General features: G+C 69.7%; 19 protein-coding genes and 1 pseudogene. 12 read left to right on the plus strand and 8 right to left on the minus strand.

Annotation, left to right across the window (positions count from 1 at the left end; translation table 11 throughout):
• Positions 1 to 92 precede the first annotated feature (92 nt).
• A complete protein-coding gene (locus ACQPY4_RS03635) occupies positions 93 to 1,127 on the plus strand; it encodes a LacI family DNA-binding transcriptional regulator (RefSeq protein ID WP_433332376.1) in 1,035 nt (344 codons plus the stop codon).
• 73 nt (positions 1,128 to 1,200) lie between these two features.
• On the opposite strand, the gene ACQPY4_RS03640 is transcribed toward ACQPY4_RS03635, so the two are convergent.
• The 3 genes from ACQPY4_RS03640 to ACQPY4_RS03650 form a co-directional block, all read right to left on the minus strand.
• Positions 1,201 to 2,019, minus strand: coding sequence for a sugar phosphate isomerase/epimerase family protein (locus tag ACQPY4_RS03640; RefSeq protein ID WP_433332378.1), 819 nt, complete (start codon positions 2,017 to 2,019; stop codon positions 1,201 to 1,203).
• Complete coding sequence (locus ACQPY4_RS03645) at positions 2,016 to 3,176, minus strand: Gfo/Idh/MocA family protein (RefSeq protein WP_433332380.1); 1,161 nt, start codon at positions 3,174 to 3,176, stop codon at positions 2,016 to 2,018. Before ACQPY4_RS03645 ends, ACQPY4_RS03640 begins: the two co-directional genes overlap by 4 nt.
• Positions 3,177 to 3,237: 61 nt before the next feature.
• Positions 3,238 to 4,332, minus strand: a complete 1,095-nt coding sequence (locus ACQPY4_RS03650; RefSeq protein WP_433332382.1) for an amidohydrolase family protein — start codon at positions 4,330 to 4,332, stop codon at positions 3,238 to 3,240.
• 56 nt (positions 4,333 to 4,388) lie between these two features.
• Between ACQPY4_RS03650 and ACQPY4_RS03655 the strand changes: the two genes are divergently transcribed.
• From ACQPY4_RS03655 to ACQPY4_RS03670, 4 genes are read left to right on the plus strand one after another with little or no spacing between them, the layout of a single operon-like run.
• The gene (locus tag ACQPY4_RS03655) at positions 4,389 to 5,147 is read left to right on the plus strand and encodes an SDR family NAD(P)-dependent oxidoreductase (protein WP_433332384.1); all 759 of its coding nucleotides are present in this window, start codon (positions 4,389 to 4,391) and stop codon (positions 5,145 to 5,147) included.
• Positions 5,144 to 6,811, plus strand: coding sequence for an acyl CoA:acetate/3-ketoacid CoA transferase (locus tag ACQPY4_RS03660; RefSeq protein WP_433332386.1), 1,668 nt, complete (start codon positions 5,144 to 5,146; stop codon positions 6,809 to 6,811). The genes ACQPY4_RS03655 and ACQPY4_RS03660 overlap by 4 nt, the downstream gene beginning before the upstream one ends.
• Positions 6,708 to 7,481, plus strand: coding sequence for an enoyl-CoA hydratase/isomerase family protein (locus tag ACQPY4_RS03665; protein WP_433332388.1), 774 nt, complete (start codon positions 6,708 to 6,710; stop codon positions 7,479 to 7,481). The genes ACQPY4_RS03660 and ACQPY4_RS03665 overlap by 104 nt, the downstream gene beginning before the upstream one ends.
• A 15-nt stretch (positions 7,482 to 7,496) precedes the next feature.
• A complete protein-coding gene (locus ACQPY4_RS03670; RefSeq protein WP_433332390.1) occupies positions 7,497 to 8,345 on the plus strand; it encodes a shikimate dehydrogenase family protein in 849 nt (282 codons plus the stop codon).
• On the opposite strand, the gene ACQPY4_RS03675 is transcribed toward ACQPY4_RS03670, so the two are convergent.
• From ACQPY4_RS03675 to ACQPY4_RS03685, 3 genes are all read right to left on the minus strand, one after another.
• A complete protein-coding gene (locus ACQPY4_RS03675) occupies positions 8,346 to 9,731 on the minus strand; it encodes an oxygenase MpaB family protein (RefSeq protein ID WP_433332392.1) in 1,386 nt (461 codons plus the stop codon). It abuts the gene before it with no gap.
• Positions 9,728 to 10,453 carry a polyprenyl diphosphate synthase gene (gene uppS, locus ACQPY4_RS03680; RefSeq protein ID WP_433332394.1) on the minus strand — a complete coding sequence of 242 codons (726 nt, stop codon included), beginning with the start codon at positions 10,451 to 10,453 and terminating at the stop codon, positions 9,728 to 9,730. The genes ACQPY4_RS03675 and uppS overlap by 4 nt, the downstream gene beginning before the upstream one ends.
• 294 nt (positions 10,454 to 10,747) lie before the next feature.
• Positions 10,748 to 11,671 carry a hypothetical protein gene (locus ACQPY4_RS03685; protein ID WP_433332396.1) on the minus strand — a complete coding sequence of 308 codons (924 nt, stop codon included), beginning with the start codon at positions 11,669 to 11,671 and terminating at the stop codon, positions 10,748 to 10,750.
• A 249-nt stretch (positions 11,672 to 11,920) separates the two neighbouring features.
• On the opposite strand from ACQPY4_RS03685, the gene ACQPY4_RS03690 reads away from it, so the two are divergent.
• Genes ACQPY4_RS03690 through ACQPY4_RS03705 form a run of 4 tightly spaced genes read left to right on the plus strand, consistent with a single transcriptional unit; the run spans position 11,921 to position 15,567 of the window.
• On the plus strand, positions 11,921 to 12,736 hold the full coding sequence (locus ACQPY4_RS03690) for a helix-turn-helix domain-containing protein (protein WP_433332398.1): 816 nt from the start codon (positions 11,921 to 11,923) through the stop codon (positions 12,734 to 12,736).
• Between the two features lie 54 nt (positions 12,737 to 12,790).
• Positions 12,791 to 14,038 carry an FAD-binding oxidoreductase gene (locus ACQPY4_RS03695; RefSeq protein WP_433332400.1) on the plus strand — a complete coding sequence of 416 codons (1,248 nt, stop codon included), beginning with the start codon at positions 12,791 to 12,793 and terminating at the stop codon, positions 14,036 to 14,038.
• A 9-nt stretch (positions 14,039 to 14,047) separates the two neighbouring features.
• Entirely contained in the window at positions 14,048 to 14,638 is a 591-nt protein-coding gene (locus tag ACQPY4_RS03700; protein ID WP_433332402.1) for a dihydrofolate reductase family protein, read from the plus strand.
• A 23-nt stretch (positions 14,639 to 14,661) separates the two neighbouring features.
• Entirely contained in the window at positions 14,662 to 15,567 is a 906-nt protein-coding gene (locus tag ACQPY4_RS03705; protein WP_433338788.1) for an NAD-dependent epimerase/dehydratase family protein, read from the plus strand.
• Here the strand turns inward: ACQPY4_RS03705 and ACQPY4_RS03710 are convergent.
• Entirely contained in the window at positions 15,551 to 15,790 is a 240-nt protein-coding gene (locus ACQPY4_RS03710; RefSeq protein WP_433332404.1) for a DUF397 domain-containing protein, read from the minus strand. The two genes, ACQPY4_RS03705 and ACQPY4_RS03710, sit on opposite strands and share 17 nt — an antisense overlap.
• An 86-nt stretch (positions 15,791 to 15,876) precedes the next feature.
• Between ACQPY4_RS03710 and ACQPY4_RS03715 the strand changes: the two genes are divergently transcribed.
• Positions 15,877 to 16,506 (plus strand): class I SAM-dependent methyltransferase, encoded by a 630-nt coding sequence (locus ACQPY4_RS03715; protein WP_433332406.1) that lies wholly within the window; start codon positions 15,877 to 15,879, stop codon positions 16,504 to 16,506.
• Between the two features lie 14 nt (positions 16,507 to 16,520).
• On the opposite strand, the pseudogene ACQPY4_RS03720 reads toward ACQPY4_RS03715, so the two are convergent.
• A pseudogene (locus ACQPY4_RS03720) lies at positions 16,521 to 17,421 on the minus strand (IS5 family transposase).
• Between the two features lie 111 nt (positions 17,422 to 17,532).
• On the opposite strand from ACQPY4_RS03720, the gene ACQPY4_RS03725 reads away from it, so the two are divergent.
• Both ACQPY4_RS03725 and ACQPY4_RS03730 read left to right on the plus strand, forming a co-directional pair.
• On the plus strand, positions 17,533 to 17,961 hold the full coding sequence (locus ACQPY4_RS03725) for a hypothetical protein (protein ID WP_433332408.1): 429 nt from the start codon (positions 17,533 to 17,535) through the stop codon (positions 17,959 to 17,961).
• A gap of 443 nt (positions 17,962 to 18,404) precedes the next feature.
• The gene (locus tag ACQPY4_RS03730) at positions 18,405 to 19,721 is read left to right on the plus strand and encodes a hypothetical protein (protein ID WP_433332410.1); all 1,317 of its coding nucleotides are present in this window, start codon (positions 18,405 to 18,407) and stop codon (positions 19,719 to 19,721) included.
• Positions 19,722 to 19,828 lie beyond the last annotated feature (107 nt).

Here is a 19,828-nt window from a genome sequence, read left to right on the forward strand (position 1 = left end):
ATCGACGATCCGGTGCCAGCGCTTGCAGTCTGAGGCTCGATTCCGCCGCGATATGCTGCGGGTCGCGCAACAGGTGTCGTGGGAGGGTGCCGATGCCGTCCGAAGGCCGCCCGGTCCGTCTGCAGGACGTCGCCGACCATGCCGGGGTCTCGCTGTCCACGGCCTCGCGCATGCTGAGCGACGCCGACTACAAGGGACGGGCCTCGCTGCGCGACCGGGTCCTGGCGTCGGCGTCCGAGCTGGGCTACCGGCCGAACCTGCACGCGCGCGCCCTGGCCAGCTCGACTTCGGCCAGCGTGGGGCTCGTCGTCCACGACGTGCGCGACTCCTACTTCGCCATGATCGCGGGCGGCGTGATCAAGGTCGCCGAGGCGCACGACCTGCTGGTCACCATGGTGTGCACCTATCGCGACCCGCGCCAGGAGCTCAACTACCTCAGCCTGCTCAGCACGCAGCGTCCCCGGGCCATCGTCCTGGCGGGCAGCTCGTTCGCCGACCGCGCCCACTCGGCCGCGATGACCGAGGCGCTGGAGGCCTACCAGGCCGCCGGGGGAGCGATCGTCTCGGTGACCCGGGGGCGCAAGATCGGGCACCTGGTCAAGATCGGCAATGTGGAGGCCGCCCGGCGGCTCGCCCACGAGCTCGTCGACCTCGGGCACACCTCGTTCGGCGTGATCTCCGGCCCGGCCAAGCTGATGTCGGTGAGCGACCGGCTGCGCGGGTTCCGGCTCGGCCTGGAGGACCGCGGCGTCCCCCTCGATCCCGGCTCGATCGTCCGCGTCGACCTGTCGCGGGACGGCGGGGCCCGCGGCGCCCGCCTGCTTCTCGACCGTCCCGACCCGCCGACCTGCGTGTTCGGCATCGCCGACGTCGTGGCGGTCGGCGCGATGGCCTGGCTGCGCACCACCGGGCTGCGCGTCCCGGCCGACGTCTCGGTGGCCGGTTTCGGCGGAACCCCGCTGGCCTCCGACGCCGTCCCCGTCCTGACGACGGTCGAGCTGCCCCTGGAGCGCATCGGCCGTGTCGCCATGGAGCTCGCCCTCCTGCCCGGCAACGAGCCCCGCCACACCGTGGAGATCGGCGGCACCGTCCTCATGCGCGAGACCACCGCCCCGCCCCGTCCCTGAGACACCTTCACCCCGCCCGCGACCGCCGGCGGTTCGGCGGGAGCGGGACGGGGTCGGCGGCGGGGTCAGCGGGTCAGGGCAGGACGTGGGCGGTGAAGCTCTCCTTGATCAGGCGAAGGACGTCGTCGGGCGGGGACGACCACACCCGTTCGTTGAAGATCTCCACCTCGATCGGCCCGGTGTAGCCGGTGGCGTCCACGGCGCGGGTGATCGAGCGGAGGTCGATCATGCCCTCGCCGGGGATGCCGCGGCCGAAGAGCGGATGGGGCTGGGGCACCAGCCAGTCGCACACCTGGTAGCTGATGATCCGGTCGGCGGCCCGGCCGATGGCCTCGGCCAGGTCCGGGTCCCACCAGACGTTGTAGGTGTCGACGGCGATGCCGACCTCGTCCGGCCGGAACCGACCGGCCAGCTCGATGGCCTGGGCCAGCGTGACGACGACCGAGCGTTCGGCGCACATCATCGGGTGCAGGGGTTCCACGGCCAGCCGCACCCCGCGCTCGGCCGCGTACGGCACCAGCTCGGCCAGGCCGTCGCGGACGGCGGCGCGCGCGGACGGCAGATCTCGGTCGTCCGGCACACCGCCGCACACCAGGTACAGGACGTCGGCGCCGAGCCGGGCGGTCAGGTCGACCGCCCGCTCGTTGTCCGCCGGGGTCCACGGCCGATCCGGGTTGGTGCCGGTGAAGAATCCCGCGCGGCAGACGCTGGAGACGCCGACGCCGTGGTCGTCGAGCAGGGTCACGGCCCGGTCGACGCCGATCTCCTCGACGCTGTCCAGCCAGGCGCCCACGTAGCCGATGCCGTGGCGGGCGCAGCCGCGCACGGTCTCCTCGAAGGACCAGCTCTTCACCGTGATCTGGTTGACGCTCAGCCGGTCGGTCCCCGTCATGAGGCCGGAACCTCCAGGTCGGGGACGTCCACCCAGCGCCGCTCGCGCCACGACTGGAGCGCGAGCTCGGCGAGCTGGACGCCCTTGGCCCCTTCGAGCAGGTCCCAGCCGAACTCGGCGTCCTCGACGACGTGGCGGAGGAACATCTCCCACTGGATGCGGAACGCGTTGCCGAAGACCTCGTTGTCGGGGACCTCCGACCAGCCCGCGCGAAAGTCGATCGGGTTGGGGATGTCGGGGTTCCACACGGGCATCGGGGTGTTGGCGCGCGACTGGACCCGGCAGTCGCGCAGCCCGGCGATGGCGCTGCCCAGCGTGCCGTCGAGCTGCCACTCGCCGATCTCGTCGCGGTAGGGACGGGTCGCCCACGAGGTGGTGAACTGCGCCAGGACGTCGTTGTCGAACTGGAACATGCCGTAGGCGGCGTCCTCGGCGGTCGCGACGTACTCCTCGCCGTTCTCGTCCCAGCGGCGGGGGATGTGGACCTGGCCGTGGCAGAGCACGGACCTGACCGGGCCGATGACGTCGTCGAGCACGTAGCGCCAGTGCGGGTACATGTCCATGATCAGGCCGCCGCCGTCCTCGGCGCGGTAGTTCCAGGACGGCCGGTTGAGGTGCTGCCAGTCGCCCTCGAAGACCCAGTACCCGAAGTTCAGCCGGAAGCTGAGCAGGTCGCCGAAGAAGCCCCCCTCGACCAGCCGCTTCAGCTTGCGGATGCCCGGCAGGAACAGCTTGTCCTGGACGACCCCGTGCTTGATCCCGGCCGCGTTGGCCAGCCGGACGAGGTCGAGCGCCTCGCCGAGATCGCCGGCGGTCGGCTTCTCGCAGAAGATGTGCTTCCCGGCAGCGATCGCCTTCCGGACCGACTCCGCCCGCAGGCTGGTGACCTGGGAGTCGAAGTAGATCGTGTTGTCGGGGTCGTCGAGCGCCTCGTCGAGGCTGGTGGTCCAGCTGTCGACGCCGTAGCGGGCGGCCAGCGCCCGCAGCTTGGCGGCGTCGCGGCCGACCAGGATGGGGTCGACGATGAGCCTGCGCCCGTCGGCGAGCGGGAGCCCGCCCTCGTCCCTGATGGCGATGATCGACCGGTCGAGATGCTGCCGGGTCCCCATCCGCCCGGTGACGCCGTTCATGATGATGCCCACGCGGACCTGATCCATGCTGCCCCTCCTTTTGGGGTGAAAACTGCAAGCGCTTTCTATCTTTGCCACGTTTTCCCTGTCAAGGGCGCCGCGGTGTCAGCAGACGTTGCGCGGTCGTGCCGAGGACGGCCTCCCGCTGCTCGGCGGGCAGCGGCCCGACGGCCCCGACCGGGTCCGCGCAGCCCGTGGGGAACGGGTAGTCGCTGCCGAGCATCACGCGGTCGGCGCCCGCGAACCCGACCAGCCAGGCCAGGGCCTGGGGCGAGTGCGTCAGCGAGTCGAAGTAGAGCCGCCGCAGCGACTCGCTCGGCGCCGGACCGGGTGTTGCTGCCGGGTCGGGCGCGCCTGCCGGGCTGGGCGCCGCCGGGCCGGGCGCCGCGGGGCCGGGCGCCGCCGGGTCGCGCGTGGCTGGCGGGCTGGGCATGGCCGCGATCGCGTCGAAGCGTCCCGCCGCGTAGGGGAGGAACCCGCCGCCGTGGACGACGCAGAGGCGCAGGTCGGGGAAGCGCTGGAGCGTCCCGGCCAGCACCATCGCGCCCACGGCCGCCGTCGACTGGGCGGGGTTGTCGACGATGTCGGGCAGGCGCGGGCAGGTGATCCCGGCGGGCGAGGACGGGCGCCAGGGGTGCAGGAGGATCAGGGCTCCGGTGCGGCTCGCGGCGTCCCAGAACGGGTCCCAGTCGGGCTCGTGGAGGGCCGGTCCGGTGCCGCCGAGGCCGATCTCGGCGCCCTGGAAACGGCCGGTGTCCAGGAGTCGCCGCAGGTCGGTGGCGGCGGTGGCGGGGTCGCGCCGGTTCACCAGGGCCAGGGCCCGCAGGCGTGCGGGCGCCTGGTCGGCCAGGTCGCCGAGGGAGTCGTTCACCAGCCCGACGAACCGCGCGGCGTCGTGCGGGCCGACCTCCTCGGGCGTCAGCTCCATCCACGGCGAGACGAGCTGGACGTCCACCCCCATCCGGTCCATCGCGGCCAGCCGGCGGGCCGGATCGGTCAGGTCCGCGCTGATCGCGGGCGTGCGGCGGCCGCCGATGTCGAGGTGGAGCCCGTCCGCCTCCTCGCGCAGGGCCACACCCGGACGTTCGTGCCGCAGGCGCTCGATCAGGGCGGGCGGCACGGCGTGGGCGTGGACGTCGATGACCGGGGTTCGTCCCTGGGCGGGTGTTGCCAATGAGTCCATGCTATGAGAATGTACAGGAAAATTGAAAGCGCTCTCAGAAAGGAACGGTCGAGCCGATGCGAGTGCCACCCCTGCACGACCGGGTCGTCCTGGTCACCGGAGCCGGTCGCGGGATCGGGAGGTCCGTCGCGACGGCCGCCGCGTCCGAGGGAGCCCATGTCGCCGTCGCCTACCACTCCAGCGAGGCCGAGGCCCGCGAGCTGGCCGCGGAGATCCGGGCCCTGGGCCGCGACGCCGACGCCCACCCGTGCGACGTGGCGGACCGCGACGCGGTCTTCGCCCTGGTCGCCTGGGCCGAGCGGCGCTTCGGACGGATCGACGGCCTGGTCAACAACGCCGGGATCATGCCGGAGACCCCGTTCCTCGACCTGACCCCCGAAGACTGGGACCTGGTCATGAGGACCGACCTGTACGGCATGTTCCACGCCAGCCAGGCCGTGCTCCCCGGAATGCTGGCGCGAGGCGAGGGCGTCATCGTCAACATCGCGTCCCGGCTCGGCATGATCGGCTGGCCCGGGGTCGCGCACTACGCCAGCGCCAAGGCCGGGGCGATGGCCCTCGCCAAGTCGATCTCGCGCGAGTTCGGCCAGCGGGGCATCAGGGCGAACTGCGTGGCCCCCGGCGTCACCAACACCGCGATGGGACGCACCGTCATGGAAGGCGAGGTCGGGCGCAAGCGCATGCGCGAGCTGCCCCTGGGACGGTTCGGCGAACCCGACGAGGTCGCCGACTGCGTGACCTTCCTCCTCTCCGACGCCTCCTCCCTGCTGCTCGGCCAGACACTGCACCCCAACAGCGGAGGGCTGATGCCATGAGCGCGCGGATCGTCACCGTCGAGCAGGCCGTGGATCTGGTGCGCGACGGCGACGCGCTGTGGATCGGCGGATCGGGCGCGGGACACGGCGTCCCGCAGGCGTTCATCGACGGGCTCGCCGACCGTTTCACCCGGACGGCGTCGCCGCGCGACCTGACCACCGTGCGGGTCGTGGGAATCGGCGACTTCGCAGAGCGGGGCCTGTCCCAGCTCGCGCTCCCCGGGCTGACCCGGCGCACCATCGGCAGCAACATCGGCAACGAGCCCCGGCTGGGCGCGCTGGCGGCCGGCGGCGAGATCGAGTCCTACTCCTTCCCGCAGGGAGTGCTGTCGGCGCTGTGCCGCGACATCGCGGCGGGCCGTCCCGGCCACCTCACCCACGTGGGCCTGGGCACTTACGTCGACCCGCGCCAGACCGGCGGGCGCCAGAACGCCCGCACCGCCGAGGAGCTGGTCCAGATCGTCGAGCTGTCAGGACGGGAGTGGCTCTTCTACCCCGCGCTGCCGGTCGACGTCGTGGTGATCCGGGCGACCACCGCCGACGAGGACGGCAACCTCACCTTCGAACGCGAGCCGATCCTCGGCGACTCCCTCGCCCTGGCCATGGCCGCCCACAACAGCGGCGGCGTCGTCATCGTCCAGGCCGAGCGCCTGGCCGCGCGCGGCTCGCTGCGGCCGAACGAGGTGCGGATCCCCGGCGCGCTCGTCGACTACGTCTATGTCGACGGGACGCAGCGGCAGACCTACGAGACCGCCCATTCGCCCTTCTATTCGGGGGAGCTGCGCATGCCGTCCACCGGAGGACCGCCGACGCCCCTGGACGTCCGCAAGGTGATCGCGCGCCGGGCGCTGCTGGAGTTCCGTCCCGGGGACATCTGCAACCTCGGCTTCGGCATCTCCCAGCAGATCGGCGCGGTCGCCGCCGAGGAGGGCGTGGCCGACCGCCTGACCCTCACCGTCGAGCAGGGCATCTTCGGCGGCATCCCCGCGCACGGCCCCGACGGCGGGGCGGGGGCGAACTACCAGGCGCGCCTGGAGCAGCCCTCGATGTTCGACTTCTACGACGGCGGCGGCCTCGACATCACCAGCCTCTCGTTCGCGCAGGTCGACCAGGACGGGAACGTCAACGTCCACGCCTTCGACGACCGGCTGCGCGGTCCCGGCGGGTTCGTCAACATCAGCGCCCTGACCGGACGCCTCTGCTTCGTCGGGACGTTCACCGCCGGCGGCCTCCAGGTCAGGCTGACCGACGGCGCCCCGTCCATCCAGCGGGAGGGCGCGCGGCGCAAGTTCGTCGAGACCGTCCAGGAGATCAGCTTCAACGGCCGGATGGCGCTGGAGAAGGGGCAGGAGGTCCGGTACATCACCGAACGCGCCGTCTTCGCGCTGACCGAGGACGGCCTGGAGCTGATCGAGATCGCCGACGGGCTCGACGTCCGGGACGACGTGCTCGCCCACATGGAGTTCAAGCCCAAGGTCAGCGAGTGCCTGCGCCTCATGGACACCCGCCTGTTCCGCACCGCGCGGATGGGGATCGCCGACGACTTCGAGAGGAACCGACATGGCAGCACTGGTCAACGTGACGCACGGCGCGTGCGCGGAGATCGAGCTGGACAACCCGCCCATGAACGTCGTCTCCCACGAACTGACCCTGAGTCTCCGTGAGGCCCTGCGCGCCGTGGAGTCCGACGAGCGCACCCGCGTCGTCGTGCTCCACGGCGCCGGGGGACGGGCGTTCTGCGCGGGATCGGACATCGCCGAGTTCGAGGACCTGCACGGACGGGTGGCCGAGGAGAAGCTCCTGCTGGAGAAGCTGGTCTACCGTCAGCTCGCCCGGCTGCGGGTGCCGTCCATCGCCGCCATCGAGGGGTACGCGCTCGGCGGGGGACTGGAGCTGGCCCTGTGCTGCGACCTGCGGGTCGCGGGCGAGAACGCCCGGCTCGGCCTGCCCGAGCTGAAGCTCGGAGTCGTCCCCGGGAGCGGCGGCACCCAGCGGTTGCCGCGTGTCGTCGGACCCGCCAGGGCCAAGGAGATCGTCCTGCTGGGGGAGATCCTCGACGCCGCCACCGCGCACTCGTTCGGCCTGGTCAACCGGGTCGCACCGGCGGGCTCGGCGCTGACGACGGCGCGCGAGCTGGCCGGGACGATCGCCGCCCGCGGCCCAGTCGCCGTCCGGGCCGCCAAGCACCTGCTCGACCAGGCCACCGAGCGGACGCTCGACGACGGCCTGGCCCTCGAACTCGACGCCTCGGAAGAGATCTTCTCCACCCGGGACGCCCTGGAAGGAGCACGAGCCTTCCTGGCCAAGCGCCCGCCGGCCTTCACCGGCCACTGACCCTAGGAATTCGTGATGCGCACCGTCGCCCTGTTCGGAAACCCCCTGCGCCGCCTCCACTCCGTGGTCATGCACAACGCCGCGTTCGCCGCCTTTGACATCGACGCCCGCTACGAGCTGCGCGAGGTGACCGAGCCGGAGCTGGCCGCCCAGGTCGCGCAGGCCCGGGACGAGAAGTGGCTCGGCTTCCAGATCACCGCGCCGTTCAAACGCGCGATCATGCCGCTGCTGGACGAGGTCGAGGGCACCGCCCGGCGGATCGGCGCCGTCAACAGCGTGTCGATCGCCGCGGACGGCCGGCTGACCGGCTTCAACACCGATGTGATCGGCTTCATGACCGGGGTGCGCGCGTGCGTGCGCGCCGACCTGTCAGGCGCGCGGGTCGTCCTGGCGGGCTCCGGCGGAGCGGGCCACGCCGCGGCCTACGGCCTGGCCGAGGCCGGAGTCGGCCGCCTCACCGTCCTCGACCTCGACGCCGCCGACTCCCGCCGCCTGGCCACGGAGTTCAGCCCCTTCGCCGAGATCGAGCCCCTGGCCTTCCACGACCCGCTCGCCGTCGCCCGCCTCGGCGAGGCGGACCTGTTCGTCAACGCCACCTCGGTCGGCATGCTGACCCCCGGCCCCGTGATCGACGTCGCCGACCTCGCACCCGAGGCCGCGGTGTTCGACGTCGTCTACGTCCCGAGCGAGACCGAACTGGTCCGCCGGGCCAGGGCCCGCGGCATGCGCGCCGCCAACGGCGTCGACATGCTGGTGGCCCAGGCCGCGGCGGCCTTCGTCCGCTGGACCGGCGAGAGCGACCCGACCCTCCACATGCGCGAGGCCGTTGACCCCCTCCTCCACCGCGACGACCTGGCCCCCTGATCAGGCCTCGGCGAGCAGGGCGTCGTAGGACGTGGACGGGCGCTGTCCCGACATGAAGGCCAGGAACTCGCGGACGAAGTCGCCGCGCGAGTAGCGGCCGGGCTCGGTGCCGTCCAGGTCTCGGGCGAACGCGGTGCGGAACAGCGCCCGATGCTCGGCGGCGTCGATGGACTGGTCGCCGTCGGCGTCGGCGACGTCGAAGAGCACCTCGGCGACCCTGATCAGGGCGGGCCCGGCGAGCGTGGTGGCGTGGGCGGCGTATTCCTGGCGGCTTATGTGGCCGTCCTCGTCGGTGTCCAGTGCCGCCAGCAGCTCGCGCCACCAGTCGGCGTAGGCGTCGTAGAGCCGTCGCTCGGCGGGTTCGTCCAGGTCGAGGCGGGTGGCGATCTCCCGGGCCATGGCGGCCAGGTCGGGCCAGCTCAGCCGGCCGTCCCCGGTCTGGTCCAGCACCTCGGCGAAGAAGCGGTCGGCCGACCGGGCCGCCGGGGCCTCGTCGCGGTCGTTGGCGAGCAGGCGGAACAGGAGGGCGGCCTGGCTCGTCCGGCGGCGCAGCCCGGTGAGGGCACCGGAGTCGAGGATGTTCAGGACCGTGTCCGTCCGGGTCCACGACCGGGGGAGAACGCGGGTCGCCACGCCGGAGCCGAGATGGACGCCGCGGCTCAGCGTCTCCGCGCCGGGCAGGTCGGCCAGCCCCGCTTTCCGGCGCAGGGACTCCGGCAGGGACGCCACGATGATCGCGGCGGCCACCGGCCCGGCCACGGCCCGGCCCAGCGCCCACACCGCGGGCTGGCTCCGCAGCAACGGTGGCGGGGGCACATGGGCGAACAGCCGGAACAGAATGATCCGGATGGCCTCGGTGTTCTCCAGACCTTGGGCGATCATGTCGTCGTAGTAGGGCCAGAACTCGTTCAACGTGGCCGGCAGCTGATCGGCGTTGCCCTCGAACAGCGCCAGGAACGCCCGGAACTCGGCGTAGAGCCGTTCCATCGTGGGGCCGTCCAGGGACTCCCCGCTCATCCGGGTCAGCGTGAGCGTCGACTCGAACAACGTGGCCACCACCCACGCACGCGCCCCGGCGTCCAAGGCGTCGTAAGGGCGTCCCTGCTCGTCCTGGCCGGAGATGCGCGCGTGCAGCCGGTTGAGCCGGGCCACCTCCCGGTCGCGGACGCCGGTGTCGGCGTCCAGGACCCGCCGCGTGCTCAGCAGCGTGTTGCGCATCCGCCGCCATGGATGCGCGACGAAGCTGGAGTTGTCGACCAGCGCGGCCCCGATCTGCGGATGCGCCGCCTCCAGCACGGTCGCGCGCACCACCGCCAGGCCCCAGCGCGCGTCGTCGCAGTACCCGCCCAGCAGCGAATGCGGTCCGAGAATCGTGCTGTCGCTCATGGCGATCCCTTTCCCAGAGTGAGCGGCACCGGGACGCCGCCGAAACGACGCTTCCGCTGCCGGTAGGCGTCCAGGCACTCCCAGAAGTGCTCGGCCCGGAAGTCGGGCCACAGCACCTGGGGGAAGACCCATTCGGCGTACGCCACCTGCCAGAGCATGAAGTTGGAGATGCGGTACTCCCCGGAGGTGCGGATGACCAGGTCCACGTCCGGGGTGTCGGGGTGGGGCAGATGGCGGGCGAAGCTCTCTTCGGTGACGTCCTCGGCGGCGACACCGTCACGGATGAGCGACCGGGCCGCCTCGACGATGTCGCGACGTCCCCCGTGATCGAACGCGACCGTCAGCGTCATCCCCCGGTTGTCACGGGTGAGCTCCATCAGGTCGGTGATGGCCTGCCGCAGCAACGGCGGGATTCGATGATCGGCAACGCCCAGGAACCGGCACCGGATCCCGCGGGCGTGCAGCGACAGCGCGTGCTTGCGCAGCGTCCGCCGGACGAGCCGCATGAGAAAGTCGACCTCGCCCCCGGGACGGCACCAGTTCTCCGTCGAGAACGCGTACAGGCTCAGCCACCGCACCCCGGCCCCGTGCGCCGCCTCGATCACGTCGATCACCGCGGCCTCGGCCGCCCGATGCCCGTCCGTCCGCACCAGACCCCGCTGCTCGGCCCAGCGCCCGTTCCCGTCCATCACGCAAGCGACGTGCCCCGGCACACCGGACACCCGGCCTCCCTCCCACCCACCCGAGCCCGCCGACCGGCACAGCCCGCAGAGAGAATGCCCCCACCCCAAGATCGTTACTCTACGAAGTCAAGAAATCGCAATGAGCCGCCGCCACGCGTCAAATCGACACCCCAAACCCCCCAAGACCGGCGAACCAAGCAAGCCCAGAAAGAGCGGCCAACCACCCGTCGCGCGACGCCCGCCCCTTGCTCGCGCGGACGTGTGCAGACACGGCTGGCCTCGGAGCAGCGCGGCGGTGCCCGCATTCATCTGAGCGCGGGGCCTCTGCGGGGGCTAGGCCCTTTCTGGGGTTCCCCCGCCTCGGGGGAACCACGGATCGTCCGGAAAGACCTCGGCCAGCCGGTTGCGCACTACTTGACGGACCTCCGCATCGCCGTGACGGATGATCGGCTCCCAGCAGTGCCTCCTGACCGCCGGGTGGCGCGACGCATCGGGGCACATCAGGACGGCGATGACTCGGATGGGCCAGACAAGTAGCTCCACGTCCCCGCCGGCAAGCAATGTCGCCAGGGTTCCGGCGCCCGATACCGCGACAATGCTCGCGAGCACGTATCTCCAAGCCAGCTGTGCTGCAACCCCGATTGCTTCCGCGTGGCGCAGCTTCTCCGGCAGGGCGAGTGTATCTCTCTGGGAGAGAACATCTTCCACCATCCGGAACATTTGTCCGCGGAGCTTTTCATATTGAGTGACCGCCCAGGCCATCTGGGCGAGTAGTTCACACCAGAAGTGCGTTTGCCTTGCCCATTCCTGAAACTCCTGAATTCTTTGGGGACCGAGGTGCTGGGTGAGGCCACGCAGCACCAGGCCTTGCCAGTGCCAGCCCAGATTATCCTCAAATGCCGTCTCCTCTGCCGTCCTGGCGCGTTTCAAGAGTTCCCGGTCGCGGTGCAACCAGTGCACTACGTCCGCTCTCGCGCAACCGACCGCGGCCTGCTTGCGGTTCACTCCTGAGGGTCTTGTCGTCCAGTCTTTTTCTTGCTGTGCCAAATACGCTTGGACGTCCTCATTTGACGCCTCTGCTATGGCAAATGCTCCCTGGCAGCCATGCATCGCGCCACCGCATTCGCACTCGCAGCCAGGACGCTTCGCTTGGGCGCAGCTGTGGTTGTGAGGCATGAGTTCCTCTTCGAACACGAGGAACGCATCATCCAAGCGGGACATATGCTTGTAAATTTTGCTGAAGAGACATTTTTGCAACCTTCTAGTCTGAATCTATGACTTGAACTGGTCAAGTTGATCCGCCCCCAAGTGTGAGCGGTCAGCGTTGGCTGAGCAGCCTGCGCCGATGGCTCGTCCCGATCGGCCCACCTCGACGGCTTGGCGGAGCCGTGCGGGCGCGACCATGCCACCGTCCACCGCCGAACGGCGTATGCACCTCTCAACGGAGGACCGCTTCGGGGCTGGAGGGTCTTGACGTTGGTGCTGAGCAGGCGATTCAGTGCGGGAGTGAGCCTGGGGGAGTCTTACGTCGAGCGTGCGCCGCTGCCGGAGTTGGCGGGCGTGGTGCGGACGGTCTGGATCCAGCGCACCGGTGCGGCGACCTACGCGCAGCGGCACCTGCCCACGGGCGGGGTCGAGATCCACTTCCCGATCGGCGGCCGTCCCCAGCTCGTCGGCCCGCTGACCGGCCCCGTGATCGAAGTCCTTCCGGCGCGCACGACCATCGTCGGTGTGCGGTTCCTCCCGGGGGCCGCGCCTCCCCTCCCGACCGTCCTGGACGACCTGGTGGACCAGCACCTGAATCTGACGGCCCTGTGGCGGAACTCGGCGGACCGCCTCGTCGAGGCGATGGCCCTGGCCGGGACGCCCGAGGGAGCGCTCATCCTGCTCCAGGCGCACCTCGTCCAGGAGTACCGTCGGGTGCTTCCCGTGGACCCGCTGGTCGGCGAGGCGGTGCGGGCGCTGATGCCCTGGCGCACGGTCAACCTCGACACCCTGGCCGCCCACCTGGCGCTTTCCCCCAGCCAGCTGCGCCGCCGCTGCCTGCACGCCGTGGGGGTGAGCCCCAAGGTCCTCCAGCGGACGTTGCGCTTCCAGGGATTCCTCGCCCTGGCCCAGGCGGGCGTCGCCGTCTCGGACCGCCGCGGCGGCATGGCGGGGCTGGCGGTCGACGCGGGGTACGCCGACCAGGCCCACCTCAGCCGGGAGTGCCTCCGCCTGACCGGCCTGACCCCGAGCCGCCTCCTCGGCGGGTGCGCCTGCGGCCACGACCACTCGGCGTCCTACGAACCCTTCCTCGCCACCCGGACCAGCCCGCCGTGACCATGCGCGATTTGTTCAAGACTTCCTGGGCGTGCGGCTCCTAGTTTCGGACCCGTGCCCGCCGAGCTGTTCGACCCCGACTCCCCGGCCTACGCGGCGATCCGTCCGGCCCACGCCACGCGTCCACGCCTGGTGGCCCGGTGCCGCTCGGTCTCGGACGTCGTCGCCGCCCTCAGGTACGCGGCGTCCACCGGGGAGCGCGCCGTCCCTCGCGGCGGGGGACACTGCTTCGCGGGACGCTCATGGCGGGACGGGATCGTCCTCGACCTGTCCGGCCTCGACGGCATCACCGTGGCAGAGCGGAACGCCATCATCGGAGCCGGTGCCCGCCTGGAACAGGTGTACCAGGCCCTCCACGTCCACGGCCTGACCCTCCCCGCCGGGTGCGGCCCCACTGTGGGCATCGCGGGCCTCACCCTCGGCGGCGGCATCGGCCTGCTCGGCCGCAAATACGGCCTGACCTGCGATCGCCTCATCAGCGCACAGGTCGTCCTGGCGGACGGAACCGTCATCGAGTGCGACCGCGACCACCACCCGGACCTGTTCTGGGCCCTGCGCGGCGCGGGCGGCGGCCAGTTCGGCGTGGTCACGTCGCTGCGGTTCGCCACCGTCCCCGAACCGCTGACCACCCGCATCGAGGCGCACTGGACGGACATCACCCTCGACGACCTGGTCTCGGCCTGGCAGACCTGGGCCCCGGACGCCCCGGACGACCTCACCGTCAACCTCACCCTGGCGTCCGAGCCGGGCGCACCCGTCCGGGCCACCCTCTTCGGCGCCTCCACCCTCCCAGAGGAACCAACCCGGGAACTGCTCCAGAAATTCACCACCCACGCGGGCATCGAACTGCGCCCCAACCTCCCCTACCACCACCTAAAACGGACTTTCGCCGACCCGAACGAACCCGAACCACCCCAACGAATCCGCTCGGAGTTCTTCGCCCACCCGATCTCCACCCCCACCCTCACCTCACTCCTGACCCAACTCGCTGGGGGCCGACGCCATCTCACCTTCACCGCGATGGGCGGGGCCTACAACCGTGTGGCCGAGGACGCCACCGCGTTCGCCCACCGCGACGAACGCTTCCTCCTCGAACACGTCGCCGCCCCGTCCGACCCCTGGCTCGACGCTTCCTGGACGACCGCCCACACCGAAGGATCCGGCCGCGTCTACCCCAACTTCCCCGACCTCCTCCTCGACGACTGGGCCACGGCGTACCACGCGGGCAACCACCCCCGGCTGGCAGCGGTCAAGAAGACCTACGACCCGCACCGATTCTTCGACTTTCCCCAAGCCATCTGAAGGACGAACATGAGCAAGGTCATCAGCGCCCACTCCGTCTCAGTGGACGGCTACATCAGCGGCCGCACGCCAGAGGCCGGACGTGGCCTGGGCGACGCCCCCATGCTTTTCGACTGGTACACCGACGGGGACACCCCCAGCGAGCTGTTCGACGGCTTCAAGCTCAGCGAGCCGAGCGCCCGCTTCTTCGACACCGCCGCCGCCCGCGTCGGCGCGACCGTCGCGGGACGCACCACATACGAGCACTCCGGCCACTTCGGCGGCGGCGCCCCGCACCCGACGGCGCCGCTCTTCGTCCTCAGCCACCGTCCCGTCCCCGAGACCAGCGAGACACAAACACTCGTCACCGGCATCGAAGACGCGATCGCCCAGGCACGCGAGGCGGCCGGAGACAAGGACGTCGCCATCATGGGCGGCGGCGCCCTGACCTCCGCCCTCGAAGCCGACCTCGTCGACGAGGTGATCCTCCACCAGATCCCCATCCTCCTGGGCGGCGGCCACAGCTTCTTCCGGGAGCTCCCGAACTACATACACCTCCGCCTCCTAGAGGCAGTCCCGGCCCCCGGCGTGACCCACCTCCGCTACGAGGTGGTCCGATGATCCTCGTCACCGGAGGGCTGGGCATGATCGGCGCCCACACCGCCCGCGCCCTGCTCGACCTCGGCCACGAGGTCGTCGTCACCACCCACCGCCGCACCGCCGTCCCGTCGTTCCTCGCCGACCGGGTCACGGTCGAACCCCTCGACGTCACAAACCGAGACGCCTTCCTGGCCCTGGGCGACCGCCACGCCATCACCGACATCGTCCACCTGGCAGGCAGCATCCCTCAGAACGACCCGGTCGCCTACTTCCGCACAGACACAACCGGCCTGCTCAACGCCCTCGACGCCGCCCGCACCTGGAACGTCCGCCGCTTCGCCGTAGCCAGCAGCCTGGGCGTCTACATCGGCCGCCCCGAAACCCCCTGGCACGAAGACCTCGACCTCCCCACCACCGACCTACCCCACCTGATCATCGCCTATAAGAAAGCCGTAGAACCCCTGACAACCCACAGCCTCCAAGACACCAAGGTCCAGCCGGTCATCCTCCGAATCGGCACGATCTGGGGCCCCTTGGTCGACCCAGAATCCCCCTTCTTCCACATCCCGCCCTACATCAACGCCGCACTCCGCGGCGAGACACCCCAACCCCCTCCACGCCAACGACGGCGGCGACGCCTGCTACGCCCCCGACGCAGGCAGAGCCATAGCCCTCCTGACAACCACCAAAACCCTCAACCACACCACCTACAACGTTTCCAGCGGCCACCCCTACACCAACCAGGCCTTCGCCGAAGCCCTCCAGCCCCTCACCCCGAACCTCCCCCTAGACCTCGTCCCCGGCGGCCAGCAAACCCCCCACCTAGACATAACCCGCCTAACCCAAGACACCGGCTTCACCCCCACCTTCGACATCGCCAAGGCAGTAGCCGACTACACAACCTGGCGCACCACCAACCCCCGCTAGCGAGAGCTACCGATGCGACCTGAGGGCGGAAACCAGGGCCGCCCACTGGACGGAGGTGAGCTCCAAAACGGGGTCGCAAGGGGCCTTGGAGTGACGGACGCCGATGGTGCCGTCCGCCGTTCGCAAGCCCTTACCTGAGTCAGGCCTCTCGATGGGGTGTGGTGGGTGACCCGCAGGTGAATGAGCGCTTGCAGACTGTAACCCCGGCGTCATGATCCTGCGTCCTAGGGCCTGTCCCGTGATCATGTGTTGGGATGGTTAGGCTCCAGGGGCGGGGTCGGCATAGTGCCCGGAGAAGCTGCGGAGGTGCGCGGGTGTTAGCTTTCCTTCCCGTGACGGAGCACCAGGACGAGACCAGAGCGGCCTATGACGGGGTCGTCGAGCTGTATGCGTCGATGTTCGCCAATCGGTTGGAGGATCAGCCGTTCTCGCGGAACATGATCGGCACCTTCGCCGAGTTGGTGCGCGGGATGGGGAACCCGCGGGTAGCCGACGTCGGGTGCGGGCCAGGACATCTGACGGCCATGCTGCACGATCTGGAGCTGGACGCCTTCGGGCTCGACCTCTCCCCGGGCATGGTCGAACACGCCCGGAGGGCCCATCCGCCGCTGCGGTTTGATGAGGCGCGGATGGAGGCCTTGCCGGTCGAGGACGGCGCTCTCGGCGGCGTGCTGGCTCACTACTCGATGATCCACACCCCGCCTGGGCAAATGCCCGCGCTCCTCGCCGAGCAGGTACGTGTCCTGGCCCCAGGGGGCCTGCTCCTGGTCTCGTTCTTCGCGACCGACGGACCGGAGCCGGTCCGCTTCGACCACAAGGTGACGCCCGCCTATAGCTGGCCGGTGGACCGGCTCGCCGAGTTGCTGGCCGGGGTCGGGCTTGTCACGTTCGCCAGGCTGCTCCACGATCCGGCCTCCGAACGGGGCTTCCTCGACGCCCACTTGCTGGCACGCCTCCACTAGGGACTGTCCCTTGATCATTTGGCGGGGTGGCGTAGCCAGCTGCAGATCGAGGCGACGTCGATGGTGCCCTGGTAGATGCGTTCTCTCTTGTCGTAGCGGGTGGTGACGGCGCGGTGCTGGCGGAGCTTGTTGACGCAGCGTTCGACGGTGTTGCGTTCTTTGTAGGCGTCACGGTCGAAGACCGGCGGCCGTCCGCCCTTAGCCGCGGCCGGCGCGATGGGCGGCCTGGTCTTTCTTGGCCGGGATAACGGCCTTGATACCGCGTCGCCGCAGGTAGCGACGGTTGGCGCGGGAGGAATACGCCTTGGTCAGCCAAGGCGCGTGCCGGCTTCTTGCGAGGACGGCCAACGCCGCGGCGCGGAATGCGGATGGACTCCATCAGCGCAATGAACTTCGGGCAGTCGGCGTGCTGCCCGGGCGAGGTGAGCCGGGCGATCGGACGGCACCGCCGATCGGCGACCAGATGAATCTTCGTGGTCAGGCCACCCCGGGACCGGCCAAGCGCTTCGCGACCGCCGTTCGTCACCCGCTCGTGACCTTTACCGGCCCCTTTTGAGTGATGTCGACGGCCGGGGCATGCCGCGCCCCGGCCGCGTGCTGGTGCGCCCGCACGATCGTGGAATCTGCGCTGACCGTCCAGTCCTCGCCCTCGGCCTCGTCGCACCCGGCGCGCAGCCCGTCGAGGATCCGCTCCCACGTCCCATCCAGTGACCAGCGGCGATGCCGGTTGTAGACCGTCTTCCACTTGCCATAACACGGCGGCAGGTCACGCCAGGCGCAGCTCGCCCGAGTCCGGAAGAACACCCCGTTTATCACCGTCCGATGGTCGCTCCACCGGGCACCGTGGACGGTCTGCGCGGGAAGCAGCGGCACCAGTCGCGCCCACTCCTCATCGGTCAGATCGTGACGCTTCAGACGCTCATCATCCACACGGATGATCTACACCAAACCACCACTAAAGATCACGGGACACGCCCTAGTCACCACCCCCACATGCCTGGAGGGACCATGCCGCGAGGTCTGCACGTGGCTGCGATCGCCTTGATCGGGCTCATGCCCGTCGGATGCGGGACCAACCAAGCAGACACCCCTTCTGTGTCATCGGCGCCGGCGCCTACGACTTCCAGGGCGCAGGTGACGATGTCTCCCGCTGGTTGGTGCATCTCGGTTGGGCAGCATCTCGTTTCAGCCCAGAGGCAGATCGACATCTTCCTCAAGCACTCGGATGGGTCACGGACCAGCCGGAAGGCGCTGGCTGATGTGATCGCTACCTTGCAGCACGACGAGGATGTGGCACCCGCGGAGTTCAAACCCAAGATCGCCGAGGTGCGACGTCCTCTGGAGACTTACCAGCGCGCGCTGAACAGTGGCCAGAACCTGACTGTTGAGTTGGAGACTTACCGATCGATGTCGATCGACATCGTAATGAGTTGCGGTCAGTACTTGCCGGATTAGTGGCAAACGCCAGCCCCGTTCGGCAACTGATTACACGAGTTGAAATCATACGAGACGAACAGACTGTTCTCCGTGGCGCGGCGGGCGTGGCTCGTCATTTGACCAGGTGAGCATGTCTGTTGTAACCGGGCGTGACTCCAGGTCTACCGGATCCACCAAGGATCAGTCAGCCAAGCCTCGCGCCATCGCGCGCCCATACGACGCTCGCCGCCGAGCCGGATATGAGGCAGGCATCCGCCCTGCTCGCGGGTTTCGCAGCGTCCATACCCGCCGCGGAAGGCGCGGCTTCCGAGAGGTCCGTTCTGCCCGTCACTGGTAAGGCGACCATAGTGAAGGCCGCCCTACTCCCCGGCGACCGGCAGGTGGAGGCGGTGTGGAACCTGGACGCGCGGGGGACCCGCCCAGCAAGTTATCGGGTCGAGTTGTTGCAAGGATCCGAACGTGTGAGTACCCAGACTGTCTGCGGTTCCTGCACGTGGGCTCTGTTCGCTGGCCCGCAGGTGGCCAATGGCGAGCGATATCGGGCCGCGATCACCCCAACCGGCATGGACGGCCGGGCTGGTGGCACCGTCGAGACCGGCTCGGCGCGACCGGCCGCCCTGTCGGCCTCAATCCCCGCCAACGACGACGCCCTGGACCGGGCCATCGAGGACGTCGGCAATCGGCCGGCGTTCCGCGGTTCGCCTGACCAAGCGGGGCTGGCGGTGAGCATGGCCGACGGCAAGCTCATCGTCGGTCTCGCCGACAATCAGCGGTACACGGCACATGCCGCTGACATCGCGCGCACCGGCTCGGCCGCGCAGGTGACGGTGCGGCCCATGAAGTACTCCACCGCCACGCTGCAGGCCCTCTCTGACCGGATTGCCCGTGAGGCTCGGGAGCTGCGCTCCGGCGGAATTCGCGTCACCTCTACGAGTGTCAACGTTCTCGCGAACAAGGTCACGGTGGAGGCGATTCCCGCGACGGCGGCGACGGTGGATGCCTTGGCCGCTGAGTACGGGCCGGACACGCTCATCGTGCGAGGTGGTCAGGTTCACACCCGGCAAGCCGGCAACAATCCGGAGGGCCAACCGGCGCCGCGCATTCCCTCGAGCCTCGACATGTCCTGGTACGGCGGAATCTGGGTCGGTGACGTCCCTGGAAGTGGCGACTGCACGGCCGGATATATCGCAGTGAAGAAGACCGGCGAGCGCTACCTCACCACGGCGGGACATTGCTACACGGTCGGCACGCTCGTCTTTGATGGCGCGGGAACTCAGATCGGCAGGGTCACCGAGGCCCTGGACGGCCATGGAGACGAGGCGGACGGAGCCCTGATCAGCCTGAACTCGCCTGACCTGGCCACCAACCAGATCATCGCGCAGGCCACTTCAGTATGGCGCAACGTCACAGACGAAGCTGAGCGGTTCGTTCCGGGGACCCGGGTCTGCTTTTCTGGCGCTGAATCCAATCAGCAAAAGTGCGCCTTCAACGCAAATCAGGGAGAGATCATCTTCGATGACGGCACCGTCCAGCACGATGTCAGTATTGCGTATAACCCGCAGTTCCCAGTCGACGACTACGCCCCGCAAGGAGACAGCGGAGCCGCCGTCTATCGGTCGCTAGAACGGGACGAATTGCGCGTGTACGGAATCACCAACGGCAGCGCCTGGTACGAAGATGACGACGGCACCATCCTGACCGGGGGTTTCTACTATTCATTCACGACGAACATTCAGGAGCACTTCGGTGTCACGGCACTGACCACGCCCGTACCCTGAGCAGACATATGTGGTCGTAGGCCGGTGTGCCCGCTGAGTGCGCATCGGCCTTCGACCAGCGGCCCTGACGAGGGGAGACGCTGTGAGCCACGGCCGCCCGTTGACTC

The organism is Spirillospora sp. CA-294931 (assembly GCF_050946795.1).
In the GTDB taxonomy this organism is placed as follows: domain Bacteria; phylum Actinomycetota; class Actinomycetes; order Streptosporangiales; family Streptosporangiaceae; genus Spirillospora.

Bases quoted from the DNA above. Each gene is read 5' to 3' on its own strand.
- ACQPY4_RS03635 (WP_433332376.1), top strand. From the start codon at position 93: ATGCCGTCCGAAGGCCGCCCGGTCCGTCTGCAGGACGTCGCCGACCAT.
- ACQPY4_RS03640 (WP_433332378.1), bottom strand. From the start codon at position 2,019: ATGACGGGGACCGACCGGCTGAGCGTCAACCAGATCACGGTGAAGAGC.
- ACQPY4_RS03645 (WP_433332380.1), bottom strand. From the start codon at position 3,176: ATGGATCAGGTCCGCGTGGGCATCATCATGAACGGCGTCACCGGGCGG.
- ACQPY4_RS03650 (WP_433332382.1), bottom strand. From the start codon at position 4,332: ATGGACTCATTGGCAACACCCGCCCAGGGACGAACCCCGGTCATCGAC.
- ACQPY4_RS03655 (WP_433332384.1), top strand. From the start codon at position 4,389: ATGCGAGTGCCACCCCTGCACGACCGGGTCGTCCTGGTCACCGGAGCC.
- ACQPY4_RS03660 (WP_433332386.1), top strand. From the start codon at position 5,144: ATGAGCGCGCGGATCGTCACCGTCGAGCAGGCCGTGGATCTGGTGCGC.
- ACQPY4_RS03665 (WP_433332388.1), top strand. From the start codon at position 6,708: ATGGCAGCACTGGTCAACGTGACGCACGGCGCGTGCGCGGAGATCGAG.
- ACQPY4_RS03670 (WP_433332390.1), top strand. From the start codon at position 7,497: ATGCGCACCGTCGCCCTGTTCGGAAACCCCCTGCGCCGCCTCCACTCC.
- ACQPY4_RS03675 (WP_433332392.1), bottom strand. From the start codon at position 9,731: ATGAGCGACAGCACGATTCTCGGACCGCATTCGCTGCTGGGCGGGTAC.
- ACQPY4_RS03700 (WP_433332402.1), top strand. From the start codon at position 14,048: ATGAGCAAGGTCATCAGCGCCCACTCCGTCTCAGTGGACGGCTACATC.
- ACQPY4_RS03705 (WP_433338788.1), top strand. From the start codon at position 14,662: ATGATCGGCGCCCACACCGCCCGCGCCCTGCTCGACCTCGGCCACGAG.
- ACQPY4_RS03710 (WP_433332404.1), bottom strand. From the start codon at position 15,790: ATGATCACGGGACAGGCCCTAGGACGCAGGATCATGACGCCGGGGTTA.